Here is a 21,350-nt window from a genome sequence, read left to right as displayed (position 1 = left end):
TAAAAGAGAGAGTAAACGTGAAATTACTACACCGTTTTTTTAGCAGTGAGGCATCCGGCGGCATTATTCTGATTATTGCTGCTGTGGTCGCCATGCTGCTCGCCAACATGGGCATGACGCGCGATCTCTATCACGCATTTCTGGAAACGCCCGTCGAGCTGAAGGTCGGGGCGCTGGAAATTAACAAGAACATGCTGCTGTGGATCAACGATGCGCTGATGGCGGTGTTCTTCCTGCTGGTGGGCCTGGAGGTTAAACGTGAGCTGGTGATCGGTTCGCTTGCCAGCCGTCAGCGCGCAGCGTTTCCGGTGATCGCCGCCATTGGCGGGATGATCGTTCCGGCGTTGCTCTTTCTCGCGTTTGCGTGGCAGGATCCGGTTGCGCGTGACGGCTGGGCGATCCCGGCCGCAACGGACATCGCGTTTGCGCTCGGCGTTTTAGCCCTGCTTGGCAGCCGTGTGCCGACAGCACTCAAAATTTTCCTGATGGCGCTGGCGATTATTGATGACCTGGGTGCTATCGTGATTATCGCGCTGTTCTACACCAGTGAACTGTCTGTTCTGTCGCTGAGCGTGGCGGCCGTAGCTATTGCGGTGCTGGCGTTGCTGAACATCTTCAACGTCCGACGCACGGGTATTTATATTCTGGTGGGAATGGTGCTGTGGACGGCGGTGCTGAAGTCTGGCGTGCATGCCACGCTGGCTGGCGTCATCGTTGGCTTCTTTATTCCGCTGAAGGAGCAGGACGGCAAATCGCCTGCTAAACAATTAGAGCATGTGTTGCACCCGTGGGTGGGCTTTATGATCCTGCCGCTGTTTGCGTTTGCCAACGCGGGTGTGTCCCTGGCAGGGGTTACCCTGGAGGGGCTCACCTCGGTGCTGCCGCTGGGCATCATCGCCGGTCTGTTTATCGGTAAGCCGCTGGGCATTAGCCTGTTCTGCTGGCTGGCGCTGAAGATGAAGCTGGCATCATTGCCAAATGGAACCACCTTTAGTCAGATTATGGCCGTCGGCGTGCTGTGCGGAATCGGATTTACCATGTCGATCTTTATCTCAACGCTGGCGTTTGGTGCAAGCGCGCCTGAGCTTATCGTCTGGGCAAAACTCGGCATTCTCATCGGGTCATTACTGGCCGCGGCTATTGGTTATACCTTGTTGAAAGTGAAGTTGTCCGGACAGGCTGTCCAGGCATAACAGGAAACCGGGAGAAGGGAAGCCTTCTCCCGATAACTATCAGGGAGTGAAAACGTGATGTCACATTTGAACTATAACCATCTCTATTACTTCTGGCATGTCTACAAGCAGGGCTCGGTCGTTGGAGCCGCAGAGGCGCTCTACCTGACGCCACAGACTATCACCGGTCAAATCAAAGCCCTGGAAGAGCGCTTGCAGGGGAAGCTTTTTAAGCGGAAAGGGCGGGGGATTGAGCCGAGCGAGCTGGGCGAACTGGTGTTCCGCTATGCGGACAAGATGTTCACCCTGAGCCAGGAGATGCTGGATATTGTTAACTATCGCAAAGAGTCTAACCTGCTCTTTGACGTGGGGGTGGCGGATGCGCTGTCCAAACGGCTGGTGAGCGGAGTGCTGGATGCGGCGGTGGTAGAAGATGAACAGATTCATTTACGCTGCTTTGAGTCCACTCACGAAATGCTGCTGGAACAGCTGAGCCAGCATAAGCTGGACATGATTATCTCGGATTGCCCTATCGACTCCACGCAGCAGGAGGGGCTGTTCTCGGTAAAAATTGGTGAATGCGGCGTGAGTTTCTGGTGCATCAATCCGCCACCGGAAAAACCGTTTCCGGCCTGCCTGGAAGAGCGCCGTTTGCTGGTACCGGGAAGACGCTCAATGCTCGGACGTAAGCTGCTTAACTGGTTTAACTCGCAGGGACTGAACGTAGAAATCCTCGGCGAGTTCGACGATGCGGCGCTGATGAAAGCCTTTGGCGAGGCGCACAACGCTATCTTCGTTGCCCCGACGCTGTATGCGCACGATCTCTATTCAGACGACAAGATTACCGAGATTGGCAGGGTGGATAACGTGATGGAAGAATACCACGCCATATTCGCCGAAAGGATGATTCAGCACCCGGCGGTGCAGCGGATCTGCAACCGCGACTACTCGGCGCTATTTACGCCACCGGCAATATGAAGACATAAAAAAACCCGCGTTAAGCGGGTTCTTTCAAACAAGCAACAACAAGTGGCGATTAAGCCAGTTTGTTGATCTGCGCGGTCAGGTTTGCTTTATGACGCGCTGCTTTGTTTTTGTGGATCAGACCTTTAGCAGCCTGACGATCCACGATTGGTTGCATTTCGTTAAATGCGTTCTGCGCTGCAGCTTTGTCGCCAGCTTCGATTGCTGCGTATACTTTCTTGATGAAAGTACGCATCATAGAGCGACGGCTTGCATTGTGCTTACGAGCCTTTTCAGACTGAACGGCACGTTTCTTAGCTGATTTGATATTAGCCAAGGTCCAACTCCCAAATATGATCTATGTGGACAATTCAAAGGCCGAGGAATATGCCCTCTATACCTTCTTTTGTCAATGGATTTGTGCAAATAAGCGCCGTTAATGTGGCGACGCTACGTTACGTAGTGATGGCGCAGGATTCTACCAGCTTGTCATTCGTGAATACAGCTTTTCGGCGTAAAAATCGCAGTTTGCGGGCAGATTTTTTTGCTGTGAAAGGTCAGCGTGATGAAATCATACAGCTTTCTGTTTAGCGTGAACAATCGCCGGTTAACCTTAACCGCTGTACAAGGTATACTTTGGCGATTTTCACTGTTTTGAGCCAGTCATGAAGCTGATACGCGGCATACATAATCTCAGTCAAGCCCCGCACGGGTGCGTGCTGACCATTGGTAATTTCGACGGCGTGCATCGTGGGCATCAGGCGCTGTTGCAGGGATTGCGTAAAGAAGGCGAGGCGCGAGGCCTGCCCGTCGTGGTGATGATTTTCGAGCCTCAGCCGCTGGAGCTGTTTGCAGGCGAGAAATCCCCCGCGCGGCTGACTCGTCTGCGAGAAAAGTTACGCTATCTGGCGGAGTCAGGAGTGGACTACGTCCTGTGCCTACGGTTCGACCGTCGCTTTGCCGCGCTGACCGCACAAAACTTTGTCAGCGACCTGTTGGTCAGGCAGCTTGGCGTACAGTTTCTCGCCGTGGGCGATGATTTCCGCTTTGGCGCTGGTCGTCAGGGCGATTTCTTGTTATTACAGAAGGCTGGCCTGGAGTACGGGTTTGACGTCACCAGTACGATGACCTTCTGCGAGGGCGGGGTGCGCGTCAGCAGCACGGCGGTACGTCAGGCGCTGGCGAACGATGATCTGGACACGGCAGAAACGCTGCTGGGCCATCCGTTCACGATTTCAGGTCGCGTGGTCCATGGCGATGCGCTGGGCCGCACGATAGGTTTCCCGACGGCGAATATCCCGCTGCGTCGTCAGGTCTCCCCGGTTAAAGGGGTTTATGCGGTGGAAGTGGCAGGACTGGGCGAGAAGCCGTTCTACGGTGTTGCCAACATTGGCACACGTCCAACCGTTGCCGGTGTGCGTCAACAGTTAGAAGTACACCTGCTGGACGTTGTGATGGACCTCTACGGTCGCCATATAGATGTGATACTGCGTAAAAAAATACGCAATGAACAGCGATTCGCTTCGCTGGATGAACTTAAGGCGCAAATCGCGCGAGATGAATTAACGGCCCGCGAGTTTTTTGGGCTTTAGAACCGGCTTAACTGCCTACGTGATAAATACGGAACCGAGAATCTGATGAGTGACTATAAATCAACCCTGAATTTGCCGGAAACAGGGTTCCCGATGCGCGGCGATCTCGCCAAGCGTGAACCGGGAATGCTGGCGCGTTGGACCGATGATGACCTGTACGGCATCATTCGTGCAGCCAAAAAAGGCAAAAAAACCTTCATTCTGCATGATGGCCCTCCCTATGCGAATGGCAGCATTCATATTGGTCACTCTGTAAACAAGATTCTGAAAGACATTATCGTGAAGTCCAAAGGACTCGCGGGATATGACTCGCCTTACGTTCCGGGCTGGGACTGCCACGGTCTGCCAATCGAGCTGAAAGTGGAGCAAGAGTTTGGCAAGCCAGGTGAGAAGTTCACCGCCGCTGAGTTTCGCGCAAAATGCCGCGAATACGCCGCCACGCAGGTTGACGGTCAGCGCGCTGACTTCATCCGTCTGGGCGTATTGGGCGACTGGTCGCACCCGTACCTGACCATGGACTTCAAAACTGAAGCCAACATCATCCGTGCGCTGGGCAAAATCATCGGTAACGGCCACCTGCACAAAGGCGCCAAGCCGGTGCACTGGTGCGTAGATTGCCGATCTGCGCTGGCTGAGGCGGAAGTTGAGTATTACGACAAAACTTCTCCATCCATCGATGTGGCTTTTGAAGGCGTCGATCAGGAAGCGCTGCAAGGCAAATTTGGTCTGCCAGGCGTCGAAGGCCCAATCTCGCTGGTAATCTGGACCACCACGCCATGGACCCTGCCAGCCAACCGCGCGATCTCCCTTTCTGCGGAGTTCGACTATGCACTGGTACAGGTTGAAGGCCGTGCGCTGATCCTGGCGAAAGACCTGGTGGAGAGCGTGCTGAAGCGCGCGAACATCACCGAGTACAGCATTCTGGGTACGGTTAAAGGTGCCGAGCTGGAGCATCTGCGCTTCAAACACCCGTTCCTGGACTTCGATGTTCCGGCAATCCTGGGCGACCACGTTACGCTGGAAGCCGGTACCGGTGCGGTACACACTGCCGGTGGCCACGGTCCTGACGATTACAATATCAGCCTGAAGTACGGTCTGGAAATCGCCAACCCGGTTGGCCCGGACGGCTCATACCTGCCGGGTACTTATCCAGCCCTGGACGGTATCAACGTCTTTAAAGCCAACGACATCATCGTGGACATGCTGCGCACCAGCGGCGCGCTGCTGCACGTTGAGAAAATGCAGCACAGCTATCCGTGCTGCTGGCGTCACAAGACGCCAATCATCTTCCGTGCGACCCCGCAGTGGTTCGTCAGCATGGATCAGAAAGGGTTGCGCGAGCAGTCTCTGAAAGAGATCAAAGGCGTGCAGTGGATCCCGGACTGGGGCCAGGCGCGTATCGAATCCATGGTCGCTAACCGTCCTGACTGGTGTATCTCCCGTCAGCGTACGTGGGGCGTACCGATGTCTCTGTTCGTCCATAAAGAGACCCAGGAACTGCACCCGAACACCCTGGAACTGATGGAAGAAGTGGCGAAGCGCGTCGAAGTTGACGGCATTCAGGCGTGGTGGGATCTCGATGCCCGCGACATCCTGGGCGCGGACGCGGACAGCTACGAGAAAGTGCCAGATACCCTGGACGTGTGGTTCGACTCCGGTTCAACCCACGCCTCGGTGGTTGACGTGCGTCCAGAGTTTGCCGGTCATGCTGCCGACATGTATCTGGAAGGGTCTGACCAACACCGCGGCTGGTTCATGTCATCCCTGATGATCTCCACCGCCATGAAAGGTAAAGCACCTTACCGCCAGGTACTGACTCACGGCTTCACCGTGGATGGTCAGGGTCGTAAGATGTCCAAATCCATCGGGAACACCGTTTCTCCGCAGGATGTGATGAACAAGCTGGGCGCAGACATCCTGCGTCTGTGGGTGGCTTCTACCGACTACACCGGTGAAATGGCGGTGTCTGACGAGATCCTGAAGCGTGCTGCCGACAGCTATCGTCGTATCCGTAACACCGCGCGCTTCCTGCTGGCGAACCTGAACGGCTTTGACCCAGTGAAAGACATGGTGAAACCGGAAGAGATGGTCGTGCTCGATCGCTGGGCGGTAGGCTGCGCGAAGGCGGCGCAGGAGGATATCCTGAAAGCCTATGAGTCTTATGACTTCCACGAAGTGGTGCAGCGCCTGATGCGCTTCTGCTCCATCGAAATGGGCTCGTTCTACCTCGACATCATCAAAGACCGCCAGTACACCGCGAAAGCGGACAGCGTGGCGCGTCGTAGCTGCCAGACCGCGCTGTTCCACATCGCAGAGGCGCTGGTACGCTGGATGGCGCCGATCATGTCCTTCACCGCGGATGAGATCTGGGGCTACCTGCCAGGGGATCGTGAGAAGTATGTCTTCACCGGCGAGTGGTACGAAGGTCTGTTTGGCCTGTCTGGGACCGAAGCCATGAACGACAGCTTCTGGGACGAGCTGCTGAAAGTGCGCGGCGAAGTGAACAAGGTTATCGAGCAGGCGCGTGCCGACAAGAAAGTGGGCGGCTCTCTGGAAGCGGCAGTAACCCTGTATGCGGAACCTGAGCTGGCGGCGAAGCTGACGGCGCTGGGCGATGAATTACGATTTGTCCTGTTGACCTCTGGTGCGAATGTTGCGGATTATGCCGACGCGAGCGCTGATGCCCAGCAGAGCGAACTGCTCAAAGGGCTGAAAGTGGCGCTGGCGAAAGCCGAGGGCGAGAAGTGCTCGCGCTGCTGGCATTACACGACCGATGTCGGCAAGGTGGCGGAACACGCAGAGATCTGCGGACGCTGTGTCAGCAACATCGCCGGTGATGGCGAAAAACGTAAGTTTGCCTGATGAGTAAATCACTCTCTTCAACAGGGCTGCGCTGGCTGTGGCTGGTGGTAGTCGTGCTGATTATTGATTTGGGCAGCAAATACCTGATCCTCCAGAACTTTGCTCTGGGGGATACGGTTTCGCTGTTCCCGTCGCTTAATCTGCACTATGCGCGCAACTACGGCGCGGCGTTTAGCTTCCTGGCTGACAGCGGCGGCTGGCAGCGCTGGTTCTTCGCAGGTATCGCTCTCGGTATCTGCGTTGTGCTGGCGGTGCTGATGTACCGCGGGAAAGCCACGCAAAAGCTGAATAACATCGCCTACGCGCTGATCATTGGCGGTGCGCTGGGCAACCTGTTTGACCGTCTGTGGCACGGCTTTGTGGTCGATATGATTGACTTCTATGTCGGCAACTGGCACTTCGCCACCTTTAACCTGGCCGATACTGCAATTTGTATTGGTGCGGCGTTAATCGTGCTGGAAGGCTTCTTGCCTAAACCGGCCGCGAAAGAGCAGGCGTAAGCATCAATGCCGGGTGGCGCTACGCTTACCCGGCCTACAGAATTTGTGGCCTCCCGTAGGCCCGGTAAGCTAAGCGCCACCGGGCAAACAGGTAACCCAAAACAAGCGAGCAATTTGCATGTCTAAATCCGTACAGAGCAACAGCGCGGTTCTCGTTCACTTCACCCTGAAGCTGGATGATGGCTCCACGGCTGAATCCACCCGTAACAACGGCAAACCGGCCCTGTTTCGCCTGGGCGATACCTCCCTGTCTGAAGGGCTTGAGCAGCAGCTTCTTGGCCTGAAAGAGGGCGAGAAAAAGGCATTTTCGCTGGAGCCGGATGCGGCGTTTGGCTTGCCAAGTCCGGACCTGGTGCAATACTTCTCGCGCCGTGAATTTATGGATGCGGGCGAACCGGAAGTAGGGGCGATTATGCTCTTTACCGCTATGGACGGCAGCGAAATGCCTGGCGTGATCCGCGAAATCAATGGCGACTCGATTACCGTTGATTTCAACCATCCGCTTGCCGGGCGTACCGTTCATTTTGATGTTGAAGTGCTGGAGATTGACCCAGCACTGGAGGCCTGAAATGCAGATCCTGTTGGCTAACCCGCGCGGCTTCTGCGCCGGTGTAGACCGCGCTATCAGCATTGTTGAAAACGCGCTGGAAATTTACGGCGCGCCGATTTATGTGCGTCATGAAGTGGTGCACAACCGCTACGTGGTCGACAGTCTGCGCGAGCGCGGGGCGATTTTCATTGAGCAGATCAGCGAAGTGCCGGACGGTGCAATCCTGATCTTCTCTGCCCACGGCGTCTCGCAGGCGGTGCGTAACGAAGCCAAAAGCCGCGATCTGACCGTATTCGATGCCACCTGCCCGCTGGTGACGAAAGTGCATATGGAAGTGGCGCGCGCCAGCCGTCGTGGTGAAGAATCGATTCTGATTGGTCACGCGGGCCACCCGGAAGTTGAAGGCACCATGGGCCAGTACAGTAACCCGGAAGGGGGCATGTACCTGGTGGAGTCGCCGGAAGATGTCCTGACGCTGAACGTCAAAAACGAAGCCCGTCTGTCGTTTATGACCCAGACGACGCTCTCCGTTGATGATACCTCAGACGTGATTGACGCCCTGCGTAAGCGCTTCCCGAAAATCGTCGGGCCGCGTAAGGATGATATCTGCTACGCCACGACTAACCGTCAGGAAGCGGTGCGCGCGCTGGCTGAACAGGCGGACGTGGTGCTGGTGGTCGGCTCCAAAAACTCCTCTAACTCCAACCGCCTGGCCGAACTGGCGCAGCGTATGGGAAAAGCGGCGTTCCTGATTGACGATGCAACGGACATTCAGGAAGCGTGGGTGAAAAACGCGGCCTGCGTCGGTGTGACGGCTGGCGCTTCCGCACCGGATATTCTGGTGCAGAACGTCATTGCTCGCCTGCAGGAGCTGGGCGGCGGCGAAGCGGTACCGCTGGAAGGCCGTGAAGAGAACATTGTCTTTGAAGTGCCGAAAGAGCTGCGAATCGACGCCCGCGAAGTGGAATAACCCCTTATCTGATGAAAGGCCAGCATCTCATGTGCTGGCCTTTTTTTTGCCCCGTACTTTATCGTGACGACAAAATCATGTCTTTTACTGATATTTAAGTCTGTTTCACGTTAAATTCTAATTATCGGTGTTTTCAGTTGGCAGCCTTTGCGAAGGCTGGTTAATCTGAAAACGATTTACATCATTTTAACGTAAGAGAATAACTATGCATGATGCACAGATCCGCGTCGCCATTGCGGGCGCGGGCGGACGTATGGGCCGTCAGCTGATTCAGGCGGCACTACAGATGGATGGCGTGGCGCTTGGCGCGGCGCTGGAGCGTGAAGGTTCATCGCTTTTGGGAGCCGATGCAGGCGAGCTGGCGGGCGCAGGTCAGACGGGCGTTACCGTGCAGAGCAGCCTTGAGGCGGTGAAAGAAGACTTTGACGTGTTTATCGATTTCACCCGCCCCGAAGGCACGTTGGCTCATCTGGCGTTTTGCCGTCAGCATAATAAAGGGATGGTGATTGGTACCACCGGTTTTGACGAGGCCGGTAAGCAGGCCATTCAGGATGCGTCCACTGAGATTGCGATTGTCTTTGCGGCAAACTTTAGCGTGGGGGTAAACGTCATGCTGAAACTGCTGGAGAAGGCGGCGAAGGTGATGGGCGACTACACCGATATCGAGATTGTTGAAGCGCACCACCGTTATAAAGTTGATGCGCCGTCAGGTACGGCGCTGGCGATGGGCGAAGCGATTGCTCATGCACTCGATAAAGAGTTAAAAGACTGCGCGGTCTATACCCGCGAAGGTCATACCGGCGAACGCGTGCCGGGCACCATTGGTTTCGCTACTGTGCGAGCGGGCGATATCGTCGGCGAACACACGGCGATGTTCGCCGATATTGGCGAACGTGTCGAAATTACACATAAGGCCTCCAGCCGAATGACGTTCGCTAACGGCGCCGTACGATCCGCTTTGTGGCTAAAAAACAAGAAAGACGGCCTTTTTGATATGCGAGATGTGCTCGATCTCAACAATTTGTAAGCATTATTACCCATCGTGATGTGGTTATTGCAGTCGTAATTGTTTGATTGCATAGGGCAATATTTTATTGCCCTTTTATTTTGACTGTTTCATTGGGTATTTTCGTTTAAATTTCTAAATGTCTATCTATCATTGCGTTTTATCGTTACTGAAATGTAAATTTTGACCATTTGGTCCACTTTATGGTGCAGTACTATCTCATTTTTCATTAAACCAGGCGCGCAAGCGTTTTCTACAGTGATTTACCTGATCTTTTTGTCGCTTAAGCTGCATTCACCACCCCAGGCTTGCAAAATACTAAACAAAATATCCGTTTTAAGTTGACTTTTACCCCTCAAATCCCCAGAATGCCGCCGTTTGCCAAAAATCCGCTGGCAACACATTTGCATTGATTCATGACATCGTTATGAATTAATATGCAAATAAAGTGAGTGAATATTCTCTGGAGGGTGTTTTGATTAAGTCAGCGCTATTGGTTCTGGAAGACGGAACCCAGTTTATCGGTCGGGCCATAGGGGCAACGGGTTCGGCGGTTGGGGAAGTCGTTTTCAATACTTCAATGACCGGTTATCAAGAAATCCTCACTGATCCTTCCTATTCTCGCCAAATCGTTACTCTTACTTATCCCCATATCGGCAATGTCGGCACCAATGCGGCTGACGAAGAATCCTCTCAGGTACATGCGCAAGGCCTGGTCATCCGCGACCTGCCGCTGATTGCCAGCAACTTCCGCAACACCGAGGACCTCTCTTCTTACCTGAAGCGCCACAACATTGTCGCGATTGCCGATATCGATACCCGTAAGCTGACGCGTCTGCTGCGCGAGAAGGGTGCACAAAACGGTTGTATCATCGCAGGGGATAACCTCGATGCAGCGCTGGCGCTGGAAAAAGCGAAAGCCTTCCCGGGACTGAACGGTATGGACCTGGCGAAAGAAGTGACCACCGCTGAAGCCTACAGCTGGACGCAGGGAAGCTGGACGCTGGAAGGCGACCTGCCGGAAGCGAAACCGGAAAGCGAGCTGCCGTTCCACGTGGTGGCCTACGATTTTGGCGCCAAGCGCAACATCCTGCGTATGCTGGTTGACCGTGGATGCCGCCTGACGGTCGTCCCGGCACAAACGTCTGCGGAAGATGTTCTGAAGATGAACCCGGACGGCATCTTCCTCTCTAACGGTCCCGGCGACCCGGCGCCGTGCGATTACGCTATTGACGCCATCAAGTCCTTCCTTGAAACCGATATCCCGGTATTCGGCATCTGTCTCGGCCATCAGCTTCTGGCGCTGGCGAGCGGTGCGAATACCGTCAAGATGAAGTTCGGCCACCACGGTGGTAACCACCCGGTGAAAGACATCGATAACAACACGGTGATGATCACCGCGCAGAACCACGGCTTCGCTGTGGATGAAGCGACGATGCCGGCCAACCTGCGCGTGACGCACAAATCACTTTTCGATGGCACCTTGCAGGGTATCCATCGCACCGATAAGCCTGCGTTCAGCTTCCAGGGCCACCCTGAAGCCAGCCCGGGCCCACATGATGCCGCGCCGCTGTTCGATCACTTCATCGAACTTATCGAGCAATACCGTAAGACCGCTAAATAATCAGGAGCTGAGAAAACCATGCCAAAACGTACAGACATAAAAAGCATCCTGATCCTTGGCGCTGGCCCGATTGTCATCGGCCAGGCCTGCGAATTCGACTATTCCGGCGCACAGGCATGTAAAGCCCTGCGCGAAGAGGGTTACCGCGTTATCCTGGTAAACTCTAACCCGGCGACCATCATGACCGACCCGGAAATGGCTGATGCGACCTACATCGAGCCGATTCACTGGGAAGTGGTACGTAAAATCATCGAAAAAGAGCGCCCGGATGCGGTGCTGCCGACCATGGGCGGTCAGACGGCGCTGAACTGCGCGCTGGAGCTGGAACGTCAGGGCGTACTGGCCGAGTTCGGCGTGACCATGATCGGCGCGACTGCCGACGCGATTGATAAAGCAGAAGACCGTCGTCGCTTCGACGTGGCAATGAAAAAAATTGGCCTTGATACCGCACGTTCCGGCATCGCGCACAATATGGAAGAAGCGCTGGCCGTGGCGGCTGAAGTGGGTTATCCGTGCATCATCCGTCCGTCCTTCACTATGGGCGGCACCGGCGGCGGTATCGCTTACAACCGCGAAGAGTTTGAAGAGATTTGCGAGCGCGGCCTGGATCTCTCCCCAACCAAAGAGCTGCTGATTGACGAGTCGCTGATTGGCTGGAAAGAGTACGAGATGGAAGTGGTGCGTGATAAAAACGATAACTGCATCATCGTCTGCTCCATCGAAAACTTCGATGCGATGGGGATCCACACCGGCGACTCCATCACCGTTGCGCCAGCTCAGACGCTGACCGACAAAGAGTACCAAATCATGCGTAACGCCTCGATGGCGGTACTGCGTGAAATCGGCGTGGAAACCGGCGGCTCTAACGTGCAGTTTTCGGTGAACCCGAAAACCGGCCGTCTGATTGTTATCGAAATGAACCCGCGCGTGTCCCGTTCCTCCGCGCTGGCCTCCAAAGCCACCGGCTTCCCGATTGCGAAAGTGGCGGCGAAACTGGCGGTGGGTTATACCCTTGACGAACTGATGAACGACATCACCGGTGGTCGCACGCCAGCGTCCTTCGAACCGTCCATCGACTACGTAGTGACCAAAATTCCACGCTTCAACTTCGAAAAATTCGCTGGCGCTAACGATCGTCTGACTACCCAGATGAAATCTGTTGGTGAAGTCATGGCGATTGGCCGCACGCAGCAGGAATCCCTGCAAAAAGCGCTGCGCGGCCTGGAAGTGGGCGCGACCGGGTTTGACCCGAAAGTCAGCCTGGACGACCCGGAAGCACTGACCAAAATCCGCCGTGAACTGAAAGACGCGGGTGCAGATCGCATCTGGTACATCGCCGATGCCTTCCGCGCGGGTCTGTCCGTCGACGGGGTATTTAACCTGACTAACATCGACCGCTGGTTCCTGGTGCAGATTGAAGAGCTGGTGCGCCTGGAAGAGAAAGTGGCGGAGCTGGGGATTAACGGCCTGGATGCAGACTTCCTGCGCATGCTGAAGCGTAAAGGCTTCGCCGATGCGCGTCTGGCTAAACTGGCAGGCGTGCGTGAAGCGGAGATCCGCAAGCTGCGTGACCAGTATGACCTGCACCCGGTTTACAAGCGCGTAGACACCTGTGCGGCAGAGTTCTCAACTGACACCGCGTACATGTACTCCACCTATGAAGACGAGTGCGAAGCGAATCCATCCGTTGACCGCGACAAGATCATGGTGCTGGGCGGCGGTCCAAACCGTATCGGTCAGGGCATCGAATTTGACTACTGTTGCGTACACGCCTCGCTGGCGCTGCGTGAAGACGGTTACGAGACCATCATGGTCAACTGTAACCCGGAAACTGTTTCTACCGACTACGACACCTCCGACCGCCTCTACTTTGAGCCGGTTACGCTGGAAGACGTGCTGGAAATCGTACGCATCGAGAAGCCAAAAGGCGTGATCGTACAGTACGGCGGCCAGACTCCGCTGAAGCTGGCGCGCGCGCTGGAAGCAGCAGGCGTGCCGGTAATCGGCACCAGCCCGGATGCAATTGACCGTGCGGAAGACCGTGAGCGTTTCCAGCAGGCGGTTGACCGTCTTAAGCTGAAACAGCCGGCGAACGCCACCGTGACCGCGATTGAAATGGCCGTTGAGAAAGCGAAAGAGATCGGCTACCCGCTGGTGGTGCGTCCATCCTACGTACTGGGCGGCCGCGCGATGGAAATCGTCTACGACGAAGCGGACCTGCGTCGCTACTTCCAGACGGCGGTGAGTGTTTCCAACGATGCGCCAGTGCTGCTCGACCGCTTCCTCGACGACGCGGTTGAAGTGGACGTGGATGCCATCTGCGACGGAGAAAGGGTGCTGATTGGCGGCATCATGGAGCACATCGAGCAGGCGGGCGTGCACTCCGGTGACTCCGCATGTTCTCTGCCGGCGTACACCCTGAGCCAGGAAATCCAGGACGTGATGCGCCAGCAGGTGCAGAAGCTGGCCTTCGAGCTCCAGGTTCGCGGCCTGATGAACGTTCAGTTCGCGGTAAAAGACAACGAAGTCTATCTGATTGAAGTCAACCCGCGTGCGGCGCGTACCGTACCGTTCGTCTCCAAAGCGACCGGTATTCCGCTGGCGAAAGTGGCGGCGCGCGTGATGGCTGGCCAGACGCTGGCTCAGCAGGGCGTCACGAAAGAAATCATCCCGCCGTACTACTCGGTGAAAGAGGTGGTGCTGCCGTTTAACAAATTCCCGGGCGTTGATCCGCTGTTAGGGCCAGAGATGCGCTCTACCGGGGAAGTGATGGGCGTTGGCCGTACCTTCGCAGAAGCGTTTGCGAAAGCGCAGCTGGGCAGTAGCTCCACCATGAGAAAATCAGGCCGTGCGCTGCTCTCCGTTCGCGAGGGTGATAAAGAGCGCGTGGTTGACCTGGCCGCCAAGCTGCTGAAGCAGGGATTCGAACTGGACGCCACTCACGGTACGGCAATTGTGCTGGGTGAGGCAGGCATCAACCCGCGTCTGGTGAACAAAGTGCATGAAGGTCGTCCGCATATTCAGGATCGCATTAAGAATGGCGAGTACACCTACATCATTAACACCACCGCAGGTCGCCAGGCGATTGAAGACTCCAAGCTGATTCGCCGCAGCGCGCTCCAGTACAAAGTGCACTACGACACCACCCTGAACGGCGGTTTCGCAACGGCGATGGCGCTGAACGCGGATGCCACCGAGAAGGTGATTTCGGTGCAGGAAATGCACGCGCAGATTACGAAGTAAGCTTCGGAATTCTCTCAAAACCCGCTTCGGCGGGTTTTTTTTTGTCTTTCCGACCATTTTTGGCGGTTGCGTCAACCCGCCACTGAACGCATGGTTAGCTCACAAACACAAAAAGGGGCTGCATGTGATTCGTTCCATTACGCTGGTATCTCTGGTGGCGCTGCTGTCTGGCTGCGCCGAATTTTCCTCATCCGTCACTAACACAATCGATAAAATGGGGATGACCCCGGACTACGCTAAGGGATTGCAGGACGATCTTGAGCCGCAAAAAAAACTCACCACCCCAGAAGTGAAGGTTGCCGATACGGTGCCGGAAGGAAAACTGGTCGAGAAATACGACAACGGGAATAAGAAGTTTGAAACCGTCGTGAAAGACCGCTGCTTCAATGAGTATATCGACGTTTACTACCCAAACGGCGTGTTAAGAAGCCATACCCCGCTGGTGAACTGTAAAGCCGAGGGCCTGTCGCAGGGCTATACCCAGGAGGGTAAGCTCCGCTCGACAATCACCTTCAAAGCGAGCGTGGCGAACGGCGAGGCGAAAACCTACGACGCAAGCGGCAAAGTTGTGCAGACGGTAATGTACAAAGACGGTTTCCCGACGAAAAGCTAAACCGCTTTCCACTATAACTTCAGAGTGTTCTGTATTTTTCCATGGCAGCAGTGTTTTCCGCTACAGTGTTAGTTCTGGTAATAAGAAATGACTCATAGCAGGGAGAATATGATGAAAAACAAACTTCTGATGACCTCTATTTTTGCCGCAGCAGCCATGTTTACCGTTGCCGGTTGTTCGTCTAACCAGGCGGTTAAAACCACCGATGGCAAAACGATTGTCACTGACGGGAAACCGCAGGTGGATGACGATACCGGTCTGGTCTCGTACAAAAACGCCGAAACAGGACAAACCGAGCAGATTAACCGCGATCAGGTTAAATCAATGGGTGAACTGGATAATTAAAAAAAAAGCAGTGGCGAATGCCACTGCTTTATTGCGTTATGCGTCAGATTACCAGCGATGGTTTAACAAAACATGACCGCCGTAGGCGGCATAGCTGTTTTCACCCCACTCGCCGCTGGCGCGCAGGGAGATCGTTGTTGTTTCGTTCAGGTTGCCGGTAACCCCCAATTCTAACTGACCACGATCGTCTGGCGTATTGTTGCTGACGGTCTCGTCGTTGAAAGCCAGATCGTTTTGACCTGCACCTTTTAACCAGTTAACCGCAACATACGGCTGCCAGGCCGTGACGTCTTTCTGCTGGAAGTAGCTGGATTTCACGCCCAGACGTCCAAAAACGCTGTCATTGTCCAGCGTGGTCACACGAACGCCGTCGCGATCGGTGTGGTTCTCCTGATCGAGATAGCTGTAGATCACCTGTGCCTGAGGTTCGATCTTCCAGGTACGTTCGTTTTCAGACTGGATAACCCACGCATGGCCGACTTCAACAGACGCGGCGAAACCTTCGCTATCGTAGTCTTCATCGTTGCGATTGCTGGTCACTTTGTTGTTGTACCAGCTGTAAGCGGCCCAGGTATCAATGTAGCTGCCAAGACGTAATTTCTGATCTTCCTGCCAGGTGGCGTACAGCCCAACATTGAAACCGTCCACTTTACCCTGTGCATCACGCACGTTGTGCTTCGCATCAGAATGGGTTTTCGCCTGGCCTGCACCGAACATACCACCGGCACGCAGGATACCGTTTTCCATTGGCTTGCTCATGAAATCACTGCCGACTTGCAGAACGGTGGTGGTGGTGTCATAGCTGACTTTATCACCACCGGCATCGTTCTCGTGATAGCGACCCTTAACGTACATCCAGGTGTTCAGATCCTCTTCATTGCGGAAGGTGATTTGGTCACGGTCGTCGCGCTTATGCAGGAACATGCTCTGTGCTGCGAGGTAGTTACCTAAGTAAGCACCAACTTCTGGTGCCATGACTTCTGGCGCGTTATTTCCACCATTGTCGGTGTTGCCGCCGTTGTCGGTGTTACCGCCGTTGTCGGTGTTACCGCCGTTGTCGGTGTTACCGCCGTTGTCGGTGTTACCGCCGTTGTCGGTGTTGCCGCCGTTGTCGGTGTTGCCGCCGTTGTCGGTGTTGCCGCCATTGTCGGTGTTGCCGCCGTTGTCGGTGTTGCCGCCGTTGTCAGTATTGCCGCCGTTGTCGGTATTGCCGCCGTCGTCGGTGTTGCCGCCGTTGTCGGTATTGCCGCCGTCGTCGGTGTTGCCGCCGTTGTCGGTATTGCCGCCGTTGTCGGTGTTATCGCCATCATCAGTATTGCCACCGTCATCGGTGTCGTCGGAAGGCTCATCAGAAGGCGTCGCCTTTGATTCCAGATACCAGTTGCCGTCACTGTGCTGGTAGAGGTTATATTCCCAGGCGCCTGCGACGACCGGTTTTGCCAGCGTCAGTTGGGCTTCGGAACTGCCGCCGATGCTGACAATTTCCATACCGTTAATGGTTTGCGCGCCTGCGCCGCCAATGTTGGTGATGCTGATGCCAGACTGACCGAAGCTGCTGCCTGTAATAGTGAGGTGATCAGTTGGTGAATTATCTTCACCCAGGGTGCTGTTCATCACGATCTGGCTACCGTCAGAGCCGGTGTAGTCGCCATTAATCGTAAAATTATTGCCAACGCTATTATTAGCCGCACTGAGTAACAGCGTGCCGCCATTAGTCACGTTGCCGTTGATGGTATCGACGCCGGAAGCGCTGAGCGTGGAGTTACCCTGGACTGCATTCCATGCCGCCAGCGTACCGCCGCTAAGAACCGCGATGTTGTTGTTCACTTCGCCTGCGGTGGCAAAGGTCGCGCCATTTTCAACGGTAACGGTGGCGTTACTGCCCTTGACGCCGAGCGTTGCGCCGGTGGAGACCAGCGTGGTGCCGCCGTGCAGAACCGTATCCCCTGTATAGCTATTTTTGCCCGTCAGGGTCAGGGTGTTGGAATCAACTTTTTCGACGTTACCGCTACCGGTCATGTCGGTGGCGAAAGTGAAATCGCTTCCCTGGTTAAAAATGACGGTACCGTTGTTGGTGAGCCCACCGCTGAGGGACGCGGTTTTTTCGCCATCGCCCAGTTGCAACGAAGCATCTTTGGCCACCCGTGTATTACCGGTATTCGATACCGCGCCTGACAGGGTTAACGTGCCCGTGTCTATCAGCAAGGAATCGCCAGAGCCAATAATATCGAGATCGCCCGACAGCGCCCAATTTTCGCCCATCATTTTTATACTGGCAAAACCGTCGCCTTCGTTCAGACCGACAAAGTTACTGTCCTCCGTACCGGTGCCGATCAGGGTGAGAGTGTTTCCCGTGGAATTGGTGGAAATAACGTCACCGATAAGAGTGGAACCGGTATCAAGAACCAGAGTGTTATTTTTATTGCTGGCAAACATAACAGCGGCTGTATCACCACTAATCGTTCCGCTATTCGTGATATCTACTTTTGCATTATTCGTTATATTAAAACCGTATTGTGCACCCTGCACGTTACCAGTATTTATGACCTTAGTGTTGCCCTCGCTCAGAGCGATTCCATCATTCGCTGTGCCAGTGATCGTACCCGCATTATTAATGGCAACGCCTGCAAGTGCGTTCAGGCCAGTTTTACCTTTAATAACTCCGGTTGTGCTATTTGAAATACTTACAGCCGATGAGTTTTCACTAACGAATATACCATCCTCAAAAGCGGTTATATTCCCACGGTTGCTAATTTCACCTTGCATTGATTCAATACTAATGGCTGTAGCCGATTTCGAGGTGATGGCGGCACCTTCCTCGTTATTCACCACAACACGTTGCGCGGCAGTATTAATATTCAGGCCATTACCCGTCCCAGAAATATTCCCATTATTAGTGGCGCTGTTGATTGTAAAACCTGAGACAGAAACGGCCGCCTCACTGTCAGCGGAGGAAATCGTGACATCTTGATTTATAACGTATTCAGTATCGGCGGAGAAATTTTGTGGGACAGAAGTTGATTGGTCAATGGTGGCAGAAAACGCAACTGCTGGCGTGCATATCAACAAGGCGGGAAATATCTTCCCGAGCGTTTTAGTGGTATTGTTTAAATTAAAGGGTTTATTGCTCATGTACACATCCATTTGAGTGAGAAGGAACAACAAGTTAACAGGTATGAAAACGTATATTGATCGCGTAAAGGAGTAAACTCAAAAAAGAGCATAAAATTATTATTTTTTCAAGGGGTTATGTACAGGTTGAATTATTACATAATGACTTAAGATATTCTAAAAATATCCGTTAAAAATATGAATAAGTAAAACAGCTTTATAATGTGAATTTATTATACGTCTCACTCGCTTTTTTTAGGCGCGGTAACGCGGGCACGATGGAGAAGATTGCCAATACTTGCGTTTTACCTGAAAGCGTTAGTTAGCCCCCTTTCAGTTGGAGTGGTAACTGTCTACACTCATTGCACAAGAAAAGTAGAAGACAGGCATATTCATGGTTCTGATAATTTATACGCACCCCTATCCGCAGCACTCGCATGCCAATAGGCGGATGCTTGAGCAGGCAAGGACGCTTGAAAACGTAGAGATACGTACCCTCTATCAGCTCTATCCAGACTTTAATATCGATGTTGCTGCCGAACAGGAGGCGCTCTCCCGTGCCGACCTGATCGTCTGGCAGCATCCAATGCAGTGGTACAGCATACCTCCGCTGATGAAGCTCTGGATCGACAAGGTCTTCTCCCACGGTTGGGCATACGGACACAACGGCAAGGCGCTTCAGGGAAAAAGCCTGATGTGGGCCGTCACCACCGGCGGAGGGCAAAGCCACTTTGAGATCGGCGATTTCCCCGGATTTGATGTGCTGGCGCAGCCGCTCCAGGCAACAGCCCTTTACTGTGGCCTGAACTGGCTTCCGCCTTTTGCGATGCACTGTACCTTTGTTTGCGACGATGAAACCTTGCAGGCGCAGGCTCGTCACTACAAACAACGCTTACTTGAGTGGCAGGAGGCGCACAATGGATAGCCATACGCTGATACAGGCGCTGATTTACCTCGGCGCGGCGGCATTAATTGTGCCCGTGGCGGTTCGTCTGGGGCTGGGATCGGTGCTCGGCTATCTGATTGCAGGGTGTATTATAGGCCCCTGGGGCTTCCGGCTGGTGACGGATGCCGAGTCGATCCTGCATTTTGCGGAAATCGGCGTGGTGCTGATGCTGTTTGTGATTGGTCTCGAGCTGGATCCGCAGCGGCTGTGGAAGCTGCGGGTCTCGGTGTTTGGCGGAGGCGCTCTGCAAATGCTGGCCTGCGGTCTGCTGTTAGGTGGATTCTGTATTTTGCTGGGGATGGAGTGGAAAGTCGCGGAGCTGATTGGCATGACGCTGGCGCTCTCCTCGACGGCGATAGCCATGCAGGCAATGAACGAGCGTAACCTGACGGTGTCGCAAATGGGGCGCAGCACCTTCTCCGTACTATTGTTCCAGGATATTGCCGCGATCCCGCTGGTGGCGATGATCCCGCTGCTGGCAACCAGCGGCGCATCCACGACGCTGGGGGCATTTGCTATGTCGGCGCTGAAGGTGGTCGGTGCGCTGGCGCTGGTTGTTCTGCTGGGTCGCTACGTAACGCGTCCGCTGCTGCGCTTTGTTGCTCGCTCTGGCCTGCGCGAAGTGTTCAGCGCCGTTGCGTTATTCCTGGTGTTTGGTTTTGGTTTGCTGCTGGAAGAGGCCGGGCTCTCGATGGCGATGGGTGCCTTCCTCGCGGGCGTTTTACTGGCAAGCTCCGAATACCGGCACGCGCTGGAAAGCGATATTGAGCCGTTTAAAGGGCTGCTGCTGGGGCTGTTTTTCATCGGCGTCGGGATGTCTATCGACTTTGGAACGCTGGTAACCCATCCGTTGCGCATTATCATTCTGCTGGTGGGCTTTCTGGTCATTAAAATGGCGATGCTGTGGCTGATTGCCCGCCCGTTAAACGTGCCAAAACCGCAGCGCCGCTGGTTTGCCGTGCTGCTGGGGCAGGGGAGTGAGTTTGCTTTTGTGGTCTTTGGCGCTGCGCAAATGGCAAATGTACTCGATCCCGAATGGGCAAAAGCGCTGACGCTGGCGGTCGCGCTGTCGATGGCTGCAACGCCGATCCTGCTGGTGCTGTTGACGCGCCTGGAAAAAGCAGGAAGCGAACAGGAGCGAGAAGCCGATGAGATCGACGAAGAACAACCGCGCGTCATCATCGCCGGATTTGGCCGCTTCGGGCAGATCGCCGGTCGCTTACTGCTCTCCAGCGGTGTAAAAATGGTTATCCTCGATCACGATCCTGATCATGTCGATACGCTGCGTAAATTCGATATGAAAGTGTTCTATGGTGATGCCACCCGGGTTGACCTGCTGGAATCCGCCGGAGCGGCGAAAGCAGAGGTGCTGATTAATGCCATTGACGATCCTGAGACCAGTATGCAGATGGTTGAGCTGGTTAAAGAACACTTTCCGCATTTGACCGTTATCTCCCGCGCGCGCGATGTCGACCATTATATCCAGCTGCGTCAGGCGGGTGTGGCAGCGCCTGAACGTGAAACGTTCGAGGGAGCACTCAAATCTGGCCGCATGGCGCTGGAAAGCCTGGGACTCGGTGCGTATGAAGCGCGTGAACGTGCAGATCTTTTTCGCCGTTTTAATCATGAGATGGTGGAAGAGATGGTAGCGATGGCGAGCAGTACGCCAACCGAACGCGCAGCGGTGTTTAAACGCACCAGCACCATGTTGACGGAGATCATCAACGAGGATCGTAATCATCTGTCGCTGGTTCAGCGCCACGGCTGGCAAGGAACGGAAGAGGGCAAGCATACCGGTGATCCTGCGGATGAACCGGAGAGTAAACCGACTGCGTGAAGTGGAGTTGCCAGCA

16 protein-coding genes and 1 pseudogene are annotated in these 21,350 nt (G+C 54.7%); 15 read left to right on the top strand and 2 right to left on the bottom strand.

Annotation, left to right across the window (positions count from 1 at the left end; translation table 11 throughout):
• Positions 1-17 precede the first annotated feature (17 nt).
• Positions 18-1,193: a Na+/H+ antiporter NhaA gene (gene nhaA, locus G6Q29_RS08070; protein WP_165465196.1), complete on the top strand. Its 1,176-nt coding sequence runs from the start codon at positions 18-20 to the stop codon at positions 1,191-1,193.
• A 57-nt stretch (positions 1,194-1,250) separates the two neighbouring features.
• Positions 1,251-2,150 (top strand): transcriptional activator NhaR, encoded by a 900-nt coding sequence (nhaR, locus tag G6Q29_RS08065; RefSeq protein WP_003856462.1) that lies wholly within the window; start codon positions 1,251-1,253, stop codon positions 2,148-2,150.
• Positions 2,151-2,208: 58 nt separating this feature from the next.
• Here nhaR and rpsT read toward each other — a convergent pair whose 3' ends face one another.
• A complete protein-coding gene (rpsT, locus tag G6Q29_RS08060) occupies positions 2,209-2,472 on the bottom strand; it encodes a 30S ribosomal protein S20 (protein ID WP_003856458.1) in 264 nt (87 codons plus the stop codon).
• A gap of 154 nt (positions 2,473-2,626) precedes the next feature.
• Here rpsT and G6Q29_RS21825 point away from each other — a divergent pair.
• The 11 genes and pseudogenes from G6Q29_RS21825 (at position 2,627) to G6Q29_RS08005 (ending at position 15,440) form a co-directional block, all read left to right on the top strand.
• Positions 2,627-2,793: pseudogene (locus tag G6Q29_RS21825) on the top strand (DUF2575 domain-containing protein).
• 7 nt (positions 2,794-2,800) lie between these two features.
• Entirely contained in the window at positions 2,801-3,727 is a 927-nt protein-coding gene (gene ribF, locus G6Q29_RS08050; RefSeq protein ID WP_165465195.1) for a bifunctional riboflavin kinase/FAD synthetase, read from the top strand.
• A 45-nt stretch (positions 3,728-3,772) separates the two neighbouring features.
• Complete coding sequence (ileS, locus tag G6Q29_RS08045) at positions 3,773-6,589, top strand: isoleucine--tRNA ligase (RefSeq protein WP_165465194.1); 2,817 nt, start codon at positions 3,773-3,775, stop codon at positions 6,587-6,589.
• On the top strand, positions 6,589-7,089 hold the full coding sequence (gene lspA / locus G6Q29_RS08040) for a signal peptidase II (protein WP_165465193.1): 501 nt from the start codon (positions 6,589-6,591) through the stop codon (positions 7,087-7,089). Before ileS ends, lspA begins: the two co-directional genes overlap by 1 nt.
• 118 nt (positions 7,090-7,207) lie before the next feature.
• Positions 7,208-7,657, top strand: coding sequence for an FKBP-type peptidyl-prolyl cis-trans isomerase (gene fkpB, locus G6Q29_RS08035; RefSeq protein ID WP_165465192.1), 450 nt, complete (start codon positions 7,208-7,210; stop codon positions 7,655-7,657).
• Position 7,658: 1 nt separating this feature from the next.
• Positions 7,659-8,609, top strand: a complete 951-nt coding sequence (gene ispH / locus G6Q29_RS08030) for a 4-hydroxy-3-methylbut-2-enyl diphosphate reductase (protein ID WP_165465191.1) — start codon at positions 7,659-7,661, stop codon at positions 8,607-8,609.
• Between the two features lie 205 nt (positions 8,610-8,814).
• A complete protein-coding gene (gene dapB / locus G6Q29_RS08025; protein WP_165465190.1) occupies positions 8,815-9,636 on the top strand; it encodes a 4-hydroxy-tetrahydrodipicolinate reductase in 822 nt (273 codons plus the stop codon).
• Positions 9,637-10,090: 454 nt separating this feature from the next.
• Positions 10,091-11,239: a glutamine-hydrolyzing carbamoyl-phosphate synthase small subunit gene (gene carA / locus G6Q29_RS08020; RefSeq protein WP_165465189.1), complete on the top strand. Its 1,149-nt coding sequence runs from the start codon at positions 10,091-10,093 to the stop codon at positions 11,237-11,239.
• A gap of 18 nt (positions 11,240-11,257) precedes the next feature.
• On the top strand, positions 11,258-14,482 hold the full coding sequence (gene carB, locus G6Q29_RS08015) for a carbamoyl-phosphate synthase large subunit (RefSeq protein WP_165465188.1): 3,225 nt from the start codon (positions 11,258-11,260) through the stop codon (positions 14,480-14,482).
• 124 nt (positions 14,483-14,606) lie between these two features.
• Positions 14,607-15,095 carry a toxin-antitoxin system YwqK family antitoxin gene (locus G6Q29_RS08010; protein WP_242637206.1) on the top strand — a complete coding sequence of 163 codons (489 nt, stop codon included), beginning with the start codon at positions 14,607-14,609 and terminating at the stop codon, positions 15,093-15,095.
• Between the two features lie 111 nt (positions 15,096-15,206).
• Complete coding sequence (locus tag G6Q29_RS08005) at positions 15,207-15,440, top strand: YgdI/YgdR family lipoprotein (protein WP_165465187.1); 234 nt, start codon at positions 15,207-15,209, stop codon at positions 15,438-15,440.
• 48 nt (positions 15,441-15,488) lie between these two features.
• On the opposite strand, the gene G6Q29_RS08000 is transcribed toward G6Q29_RS08005, so the two are convergent.
• Entirely contained in the window at positions 15,489-18,572 is a 3,084-nt protein-coding gene (locus G6Q29_RS08000) for an autotransporter outer membrane beta-barrel domain-containing protein (RefSeq protein ID WP_207309780.1), read from the bottom strand.
• Positions 18,573-18,945: 373 nt separating this feature from the next.
• Between G6Q29_RS08000 and kefF the strand changes: the two genes are divergently transcribed.
• Positions 18,946-19,476, top strand: coding sequence for a glutathione-regulated potassium-efflux system oxidoreductase KefF (kefF, locus tag G6Q29_RS07995; protein WP_165465186.1), 531 nt, complete (start codon positions 18,946-18,948; stop codon positions 19,474-19,476).
• Positions 19,469-21,334 carry a glutathione-regulated potassium-efflux system protein KefC gene (gene kefC / locus G6Q29_RS07990; RefSeq protein WP_165465185.1) on the top strand — a complete coding sequence of 622 codons (1,866 nt, stop codon included), beginning with the start codon at positions 19,469-19,471 and terminating at the stop codon, positions 21,332-21,334. Before kefF ends, kefC begins: the two co-directional genes overlap by 8 nt.
• The last annotated feature ends 16 nt before the right edge of the window (positions 21,335-21,350 follow it).

The sequence above is a fragment of the Enterobacter cloacae genome (genome assembly GCF_011078175.1).
In the GTDB taxonomy this organism is placed as follows: domain Bacteria; phylum Pseudomonadota; class Gammaproteobacteria; order Enterobacterales; family Enterobacteriaceae; genus Enterobacter; species Enterobacter cloacae_Q.
This window is presented reverse-complemented; position numbering and strand designations above follow the sequence as displayed.